This is a genomic window from Buttiauxella cochleicola (genome assembly GCF_021283185.1).
Taxonomy (GTDB): domain Bacteria; phylum Pseudomonadota; class Gammaproteobacteria; order Enterobacterales; family Enterobacteriaceae; genus Buttiauxella; species Buttiauxella massiliensis.
In genome coordinates, this window is sequence record NZ_JAJSOS010000036.1 from 1 (window position 1) to 1,141 (window position 1,141).

Here is a 1,141-nt window from a genome sequence, read left to right on the forward strand (position 1 = left end):
CCGCCTTCACGGATTGCGAAACGCAGACCGTCGTCCATCGCGATTGGGTGGATCAGGGTAACAACCATTTTGATGTTGTCGCCCGGCATTACCATCTCAACGCCTTCTGGCAGTTCGATGGTGCCAGTCACGTCAGTTGTACGGAAGTAGAACTGTGGACGGTAGCCTTTGAAGAACGGAGTATGACGGCCGCCTTCGTCTTTGGACAGGATATAAACTTCTGACTCGAACTGAGTATGTGGCTTGATAGAGCCTGGCTTAGCCAGTACCTGACCACGTTCGATATCTTCACGTTTAATACCACGCAGCAGAACACCAACGTTCTCACCAGCACGGCCTTCGTCCAGCAGTTTGCGGAACATTTCAACGCCGGTACAGGTTGATTTCACGGTATCTTTGATACCAACGATTTCAACTTCTTCACCAACTTTAACGATACCGCGCTCTACACGACCGGTAACAACAGTACCACGGCCGGAGATGGAGAATACGTCTTCGATTGGCAGCAGGAACGGCTTGTCGATAGCACGTTCTGGTTCCGGGATATAGGTATCCAGGTAGCCAGCCAGTTCGATGATTTTAGCTTCGTAATCCGCGTCGCCTTCCAGTGCTTTCAGCGCTGAACCACGTACGATTGGAGTATCGTCGCCTGGGAAGTCGTACATAGACAGAAGTTCACGAACTTCCATTTCTACCAGTTCCAGCAGCTCTTCATCATCAACCATGTCGCATTTGTTCAGGAACACGATGATGTAAGGAACGCCAACCTGACGACCCAGCAGGATGTGCTCACGAGTCTGTGGCATTGGGCCATCAGTCGCAGCAACAACCAGGATAGCGCCGTCCATCTGAGCAGCACCGGTGATCATGTTTTTAACGTAGTCGGCGTGCCCTGGGCAGTCAACGTGCGCGTAGTGGCGAGTCGGGGTGTCATATTCAACGTGGGAAGTGTTGATGGTGATACCACGAGCTTTTTCTTCTGGTGCGTTATCGATCTGGTCGAAAGCACGAGCAGAACCACCGTAGGTTTTAGCCAGAACGGTAGTGATTGCTGCAGTCAGAGTGGTTTTACCATGGTCAACGTGGCCGATAGTACCGACGTTGACGTGCGGTTTTGTACGTTCAAATTTTTCTTTAGACA

The 1,141-nt window shown here is 51.2% G+C and carries 1 protein-coding gene; it reads right to left on the reverse strand.

Annotated elements, in window-relative coordinates:
- Positions 1-1,141: elongation factor Tu (gene tuf / locus LVQ76_RS22280; RefSeq protein WP_232922475.1), on the reverse strand; the 1,141-nt coding region annotated here is incomplete at both ends.